Raw genomic sequence first — 6924 nt, 5'->3', positions numbered from 1 at the left:
ATTACTCACCCGTTCGCCACTCGTCAGCGGAGCAAGCTCCCTGTTACCGTTCGACTTGCATGTGTAAAGCATGCCGCCAGCGTTCAATCTGAGCCAGGATCAAACTCTTCAGTTTAATCTCTGTTTTATGTCGTTTCCGACATGGTCACTCACTCAAATAACTGACGAATCATCCGAAGATGATTACGTTATTACTTGTGTAAGCGTTTGCTGCTATATTTTGAGCATTCCGGACCGAAATCCGGAGGCACATCGCATCAAACGCCCACACTTATCGACTGTTGATTGTTAAAGAATTCTGCCCTTGAAGGCCTTGCCGCTTTGTTGACAAATCGTTGTGTTTGTCAGCAGCAGAGAGATGAGATTATGCGGTGTTTCGTGCAGCTCGTCAACCCCTCCAGGTTGTCAGCCTCGGTGTTCAACACCTTCGCTTTCAACATCCCGCCGCGTCGTTGTTTCGCCGCGAGGGACAGAACTATAACGAAACGCCAGCTGCCGCGCAAGGGGTAAAATGCGCAGTTCCGCGATTGCCCCAGAGAAGTTCCATGTCCATCCTGCTTTCCACCCTCAATGCCCGCTATACCCACGCATCGCTGGGGCTGCGTTACCTGCTTGCCAATATGGGCGAGCTCAAGCACGAAACACGCATCCAGGAATTCGTCATCGGTGGGAAAACAACCGAGCTGGTGGAACGCATCCTTGCCCACGCCCCAAAGATCGTCGGCTTTGGCGTCTATATATGGAACGTGGAGGAAACCACGAAACTGGTCGCCACTTTGAAACGGGTAGCGCCGCATATCGTGATCGTGCTGGGTGGCCCTGAAGTGTCGCATGAAACGAACGAGCAGCAGATCGTGCAACTGGCAGACTATGTGGTGACCGGCTGGGGCGACGTCACGTTCCCGAAACTGTGCAGCGAGATCCTTCATGGCCCGAAGCCGCTGATGAAGGTACATGCGGGCGTGCAGCCGCCGATGGCGGAGATCGACCTGCCCTACTCCTTATATAGCGACGAAGACATTGCCCACCGCACGCTCTACGTGGAAGCCTCGCGCGGCTGTCCGTTCAAGTGCGAATTCTGCCTGTCCGCCCTGGACAAGACAGCCTGGCCATTCAACATCGACGCTTTCCTGGCCGAGATGGAAGGGCTGCATGCGCGCGGTGCCCGTGTCTTCAAGTTTGTCGACCGCACGTTCAACCTGAATATCAAGACCAGCCTGAAGATCATGCAGTTCTTCCTCGACAAGCTGGCGGCGAACCCGGACGACCCGGTTTACGCCCACTTCGAGCTGGTGCCCGATCACCTGCCGGACCCGCTGAAGGAAGGCATCGCCAAATTCCCGCCCGGCGCCTTGCAGTTCGAAATCGGCATCCAGAGCTTCAACCCCACGGTGCAGGCCAACATCTCCCGCAAGCAGGATAACGACAAGGCCGCCGCCAATATCCGCTGGCTGTGCGAGCACTCGCATGTGCACATGCACGTCGACCTGATTGCCGGCCTGCCCGGCGAGACGGTGGAGAGCTTTGCCGAGGGCTTCGACAAGCTGTGGGCCCTCGGCCCGCACGAAATCCAGTTCGGCATCCTGAAGCGCCTGCGCGGCACGCCGATCATTCGCCACACGGAAGCCTTCGGCCTCGTGTTCGACCCGCATCCGCCCTATACCATCCTGGCGAACAGGGACATCGACTTTCCCACGATGCAGCGGCTGGTACGCTTCGCCCGCTACTGGGACCTCGTCGCGAACTCGGGCCGCTTCACGCATGCGACGCCGGTACTGCTGGGCACACGTCCGTTCGCGAATTTCATGGCCTTCGCCGACTGGCTGTATGCGAATACGGACGCTACCCACCGCATCGCGCTGGATCGGCTGGCCGCGCTGACCGGCAAATACCTGCGGCAGCAAGGTATCGAAGGCGTGGATGAATTGCTGGCGCGCGACGGCCACGGAGTGAAGCAGAAGACGGCATCGGCACCGTCGGTGGCAGCGCCGCAGCGCCAGGCCCGGCACCTGGCGGCGTAAGCGGCCTCCGACACACGGTAGAGCCGGGGGCTGTAGCGAACGAAACGAATCTCACTTACACTGGCGACATGCCCATTGCACAAGAGCCAACCTTGAGTTTTGACCCCGGCGGCACGTCGGGAGCGACGGTAACCGCCGATGGCACATGGCAGGTGCACGCACTGGCGCAACGCAAGACCATCAAGGCCATCTCCACGCAACTGGATCGCGCCAGTCCCGATGCGCAATGGGATCTTTCCGCCATCGACAGCATGGATCACATCGGCGCGCAGCTGTTCTGGCAGGCCTGGGGCTACAAGCGCCCTGCCATCCTGAAGCTCGCGCCGGGCCAGGAAGAATTCTTCAAACGGCTCGAAGCCACCGGCAAGCTGGAACTGCCGCGCCATCGCGGCCTCCACATGAACTGGATCAGCACACTGGGTGGCGGCATACTGCATTTCGTCGAACACCTGCAAGGCTTCGTGGGCCTGATCGGGCAGGTGGTGCAGGACTTGTGGCGCTTCATCGCCGCGCCGCAACGCGGTCCGTGGAAGGAAATTTCCGCCAATATCTTCCACGCCGGCTTCCAGGCCCTGGGCATCACTGCGCTGGTGGGTTTCCTGATCGGCGTGGTGCTGTCCTTCCTGTCGGCGCAGCAGTTGCGCAACTTCGGCGGCGACATCTATCTGGTCAACCTGCTCGGCATGAGCATCATCCGCGAACTCGGCCCGCTGCTGGCGGCAATCCTGGTCGCGGGCCGCTCCGGCTCGTCGATCACTGCGCAGCTGGGTGTGATGCGGGTGACCGAGGAACTCGATGCGATGCTCGTCATGGGCATCTCGCATGGCTTCCGCCTGGTGATGCCGAAAGTGGTAGCGCTCGCGATTTCAATGCCGCTGCTGGTGATCTGGACGGACACGATGGCCCTGATCGGCGGCATGGTATCGGCCAAGCTGGAACTGAACCTCTCGGCCCGCTACTTCATCCAGAAGCTGCCGGACGCGGTGCCGCTGGCGAACTACATGATCGGCCTGGGCAAGGGGGCCGTGTTCGGCATCCTGATCGCGCTCGTATCGTGCCACTTCGGCCTGCGCATCCAGCCGAATACGGAGAGCCTGGGCCGCGGCACCACCACTTCGGTCGTGACCGCGATCACCGTGGTGATCCTGGCGGACGCGGTGTTCGCGATCGTCTTCAACGGCGTGGGGTTCTGATGGAAGAAATCGACGATGCCGGCCATAGCTGCTCCGCCGAGCCCAGCGAACTGACGCTCGACGGCAGCGTGCCCGTCGTCGAGATCACGAACCTGCAGACGAAGTTCGGCAAAACCGTCATCCACAACGACCTGAACCTGACGATCGAGGACGGCGAGATCATGTCCATCGTCGGCGGGTCGGGCACCGGCAAGACGGTGCTGCTGCGCCAGATGCTGGGCCTCGAGCGGCCGTCGCAAGGCTGTGTGCGCATCTTCGGCGAAGACATCACGCAGGCCAAGCCCGGCCAGTTGCAACTGCTGCGCAACCACTGGGGCATGCTGTTCCAGGAAGGCGCGCTGTATTCGGCGCTGACCGTGTTCGAGAACATCGCCCAGCCGATGCGGGAACTGCGCGTCTTGCCCGATGCATTGGTGCGCGATGCCGTGCTGCTGAAGATGAACATGGTCGGCCTGGGCCCGGAACATGCGAAGAAGATGCCATCCGATCTGTCGGGCGGCATGGTCAAGCGCGTGGCCCTGGCCCGTGCGCTGGCGCTCGAACCGAAGCTGCTGTTCCTGGACGAACCCACGGCCGGCCTGGACCCGGACCGCTCGGAGAGCTTCGTTTCGCTGATCAAGTCGCTGCACCGCGAGCTTGGCCTCACGGTGGTAATGGTCACGCACGACCTCGATACGCTGTTCGCGCTGTCCACCCGTATCGCCGTGCTGGCGGAAAAACACGTGATCGCGGTGGGGCCGACGAAGGAAGTGATCAACGTCGACCACCCGTTCATCAAGGAATTCTTCCTGGGCGACCGCGGCAAGCGGGCACTCGAGGCGCTTCAATAGCCGCCCGGAACAACAAGGAGCACACATGGAAAACCGATCGCACGCCTTCATGACCGGCATCTTCACGCTGGCCCTGCTCACGGCCGCTGTCCTGTTCGGCATCTGGTTCAACCGCGACCGCGTGGAATACGATCCCTACCTGCTGGCCACCACGCTGGCCGTGCCGGGCCTGAACCCGCAGGCGGCGGTGCGCTACCGTGGCCTCGAGGTGGGCAAGGTGGACGCCATCGACTTCGATCCGAAGATGGCCGGCCAGATCCTGGTCCACCTGGCGATCGATCCCGCCACGCCCATCACGAAAACCACGTATGCCACGCTGGGCTACCAGGGCGTGACCGGCATCGCCTACATCCAGCTGGACGACGCTTCGGTGGGCTCGCAGCGGCTGACGACCAATGCCAATGATCCGGCGCGCATCCCGCTGCGCCCCGGCCTGCTCGACCAGCTGGAAAAGCGCGGCACCGCGATCCTGTCGCAGGCCGAAGAGGTAACGGAAAAACTCAATGACCTGCTCAACGACGAGAACCGCAAGACGATCCTGGCGGCCTTCTCGGATGTGAGCGAGACCGTCAATCGCTACAAGGCACTGCCGGACCAGCTGGGTCCCACGATCGAGAAGCTGCCGGCACTGGCAGCGAAGGCCGAAACGGCGATCGATTCCGTCAACACGCTTGCACAGGACGTGACGGCGCTGTCGCAAAGCCTGCACGGTCCGGAAGGCACGCTGACCCGCATCGGCGACTCGGTCGACCGCGCGGTATCCGGCGTGGAAGCGGTAACGACCGGTGCACAGCTTGAAACGCTGCCGAGCATCACGGCGCTGACCGACGAAACCCGCTCGTCGATGCGCTCCGTGCGCCGCACGATGAATACCCTGAACGACCGCCCGCAAAGCATCCTGTTCGGCGCACCGGATGCGACGCCCGGCCCCGGCGAGCCCGGCTTCGCGGCGCCGGCCAAATGACGCCCGAGTGACAATCACGCGATGAACGACCATACGATGAACCATTACCGCCTCCGTTCCTGCGCCGCGATCGCCGCGGCCTGCACCGCCCTGCTGGCCGGCTGCGCCTCGACGAAAAGCCCCGCCCCCACCAGTTTCGATTTCGGTCCGGTGGCCGCGCCCGTGACGCCAACGCCGGCAGCTGCCGCCATTCCCGCGCTGATCGTGGCGGACGTGAACGGGCCGGCCACGCTCGATACGGACCGCATGTTCTACCGCCTCACCTATGCGAACGCCCAGCAGGCGCTGCCTTATGCGTACAACCGCTGGGCCGCCACGCCGCTGCAACTGCTGTCCCAGCGGATGAAGGCCCGCATCGCGCAGGGCGGCGTCAAGGTGCTCTCGACCCTTGATGCGACCGGCGGCGTGCCGGTGCTGCGGCTGGAAATGGACGAGTTCTCGCAAAACTTCGCCAGCGCCACGCAAAGTACCGCCAACATCTCGCTGCGCGCCTCGCTGTTCCGCGGCCACCAGCTCGTGGACCAGCGCACGTTCACGCGTTCGACGCCAGCGCCCAGTGCCGACGCGGCCGGCGGTGCCAGCGCGCTGGCCGCCACGTCCGACGTGATCGCGGCCGATCTCCTCACCTGGCTGGCCACGTTGCCGCCGCGCTGAGCATGAGCGGGGACGAACGCGCCGGTTCCGCAGCGGGCACGCCTGCTCCCGCACCCATACCTGCGCCCACGCCGGCACCGGCCCAGGGCGGGCCGGCACTCGAGGCACGGCCGCAGCGCGGCTCGCCGGTGGCCCGGGCCAGCCTGCTTGCCTACCTGCTGCTGATCATCTACGCCAGCTGGTATCCGTTCTCTGGCTGGCACAACCAGGGACTGTCGCCGCTCATCTTCCTCGAGCATACGGCGATGCCGCGCTACTGGACGAAATTCGATGCCATCATCAACGTGATCGGCTACATCCCGTTCGGCATGCTGATCGCCTATGCGCTGCACCCGGCACTGCGCGGCATCCTGGCGTTCATCGCGGCAGCCTTCCTTGGCGCGTTCGTGTCCGGCCTGATGGAAGCCGTGCAGACGTTCCTGCCCAGCCGCGTCTCGTCGAACCTCGACTTCTACACCAACACGGCCGGCTGCGCGCTGGGCGGCCTGATCGGCGTGATCACGGCGCGCAAGCTGCTCGACACCAGTCACCTGTACCGCCTGCGGCAGCGCTGGTTCGCGCTGCATGCGAGCCAGGGCCTGGTGCTGGTGGCCCTGTGGCCACTGGCACAGATCTACCCCACGTCGTTCCTGTTCGGCCAGGGCCAGGTGCTGCCCACGATCTCCGGCTGGCTGAGCGACCTGCTGGAAATGGACATCGACCTGCTGGCCTACGTGCGCCCCGATCCGGAACTGACGGTAGAGCAGTACTGGCTCTCCGAAACGATGATCACCGCGTGCGGCCTGGTCGGCGGCGCGTTGACGCTGCTGTGCCTCATGCGCCGCCCCGCGCCGCGCCTGCTGCTGGCGGCGGTATTACTGGCCGCCGCCGTACTGATGAAGACACTGGCCACGGCCCTGCTGTTCACGCCCGATAACGCGTTCGCCTGGGTCACGCCAGGCGCGCAAGGCGGCTTCCTCATCGGCGGCATCATGGTGGCCGGCCTGGCCTTTGCGCCGCTCGTCGCGCAGCGCCGGCTGGCGATCGCCACCATCCTGCTCGGCATCCTGGTGGTCAACAGCACGCCGGTCAATCCGTATTTCAGCGCCACGATGCAGACATGGGTGCAAGGGAAATTCCTGAACTTCAATGGCGCTGCCCAGTTCCTGTCACTGCTCTGGCCCTTCTTCGCCTTGTGGTTCCTGTGGCTGCCTTCCCATAAACTCAATAAATCCTGATCGCGGGTATCATTACGGCTTGGCTTCAACCGAAGCATAAGCAAG

The 6924-nt window shown here is 63.4% G+C and carries 6 protein-coding genes and 1 rRNA gene; 6 read left to right on the top strand and 1 reads right to left on the bottom strand.

Annotated elements, in window-relative coordinates:
- Nucleotides 1-115 (bottom strand): 16S ribosomal RNA (locus tag ACY65G_RS19760); the annotation flags it as partial.
- A 430-nt stretch (nucleotides 116-545) separates the two neighbouring features.
- On the opposite strand from ACY65G_RS19760, the gene ACY65G_RS19755 reads away from it, so the two are divergent.
- From ACY65G_RS19755 to ACY65G_RS19730, 6 genes are all read left to right on the top strand, one after another.
- Nucleotides 546-2021: a B12-binding domain-containing radical SAM protein gene (locus ACY65G_RS19755; protein WP_464998992.1), complete on the top strand. Its 1476-nt coding sequence runs from the start codon at nucleotides 546-548 to the stop codon at nucleotides 2019-2021.
- Between the two features lie 68 nt (nucleotides 2022-2089).
- Nucleotides 2090-3214, top strand: a complete 1125-nt coding sequence (locus ACY65G_RS19750) for an MlaE family ABC transporter permease (RefSeq protein ID WP_464998991.1) — start codon at nucleotides 2090-2092, stop codon at nucleotides 3212-3214.
- Entirely contained in the window at nucleotides 3214-4044 is an 831-nt protein-coding gene (locus ACY65G_RS19745) for an ABC transporter ATP-binding protein (protein WP_464998990.1), read from the top strand. The genes ACY65G_RS19750 and ACY65G_RS19745 overlap by 1 nt, the downstream gene beginning before the upstream one ends.
- Before the next feature lie 25 nt (nucleotides 4045-4069).
- On the top strand, nucleotides 4070-5008 hold the full coding sequence (locus tag ACY65G_RS19740) for an MlaD family protein (RefSeq protein WP_464998989.1): 939 nt from the start codon (nucleotides 4070-4072) through the stop codon (nucleotides 5006-5008).
- Between the two features lie 21 nt (nucleotides 5009-5029).
- Entirely contained in the window at nucleotides 5030-5662 is a 633-nt protein-coding gene (locus ACY65G_RS19735) for an ABC-type transport auxiliary lipoprotein family protein (protein WP_464998988.1), read from the top strand.
- A gap of 2 nt (nucleotides 5663-5664) precedes the next feature.
- On the top strand, nucleotides 5665-6879 hold the full coding sequence (locus tag ACY65G_RS19730; protein WP_464998987.1) for a VanZ family protein: 1215 nt from the start codon (nucleotides 5665-5667) through the stop codon (nucleotides 6877-6879).
- Nucleotides 6880-6924 lie beyond the last annotated feature (45 nt).

It is taken from the genome of Pseudoduganella sp. jia 12 (assembly GCF_055502675.1).
This window is presented reverse-complemented; position numbering and strand designations above follow the sequence as displayed.

What these genes read in the sequence shown, in the direction of transcription:
- ACY65G_RS19740 (WP_464998989.1), top strand. Translation starts at nt 4,070, where the DNA reads ATGGAAAACCGATCGCACGCCTTCATGACCGGCATCTTCACGCTGGCC.
- ACY65G_RS19735 (WP_464998988.1), top strand. Translation starts at nt 5,030, where the DNA reads ATGAACGACCATACGATGAACCATTACCGCCTCCGTTCCTGCGCCGCG.
- ACY65G_RS19750 (WP_464998991.1), top strand. Translation starts at nt 2,090, where the DNA reads ATGCCCATTGCACAAGAGCCAACCTTGAGTTTTGACCCCGGCGGCACG.
- ACY65G_RS19755 (WP_464998992.1), top strand. Translation starts at nt 546, where the DNA reads ATGTCCATCCTGCTTTCCACCCTCAATGCCCGCTATACCCACGCATCG.
- ACY65G_RS19745 (WP_464998990.1), top strand. Translation starts at nt 3,214, where the DNA reads ATGGAAGAAATCGACGATGCCGGCCATAGCTGCTCCGCCGAGCCCAGC.
- ACY65G_RS19730 (WP_464998987.1), top strand. Translation starts at nt 5,665, where the DNA reads ATGAGCGGGGACGAACGCGCCGGTTCCGCAGCGGGCACGCCTGCTCCC.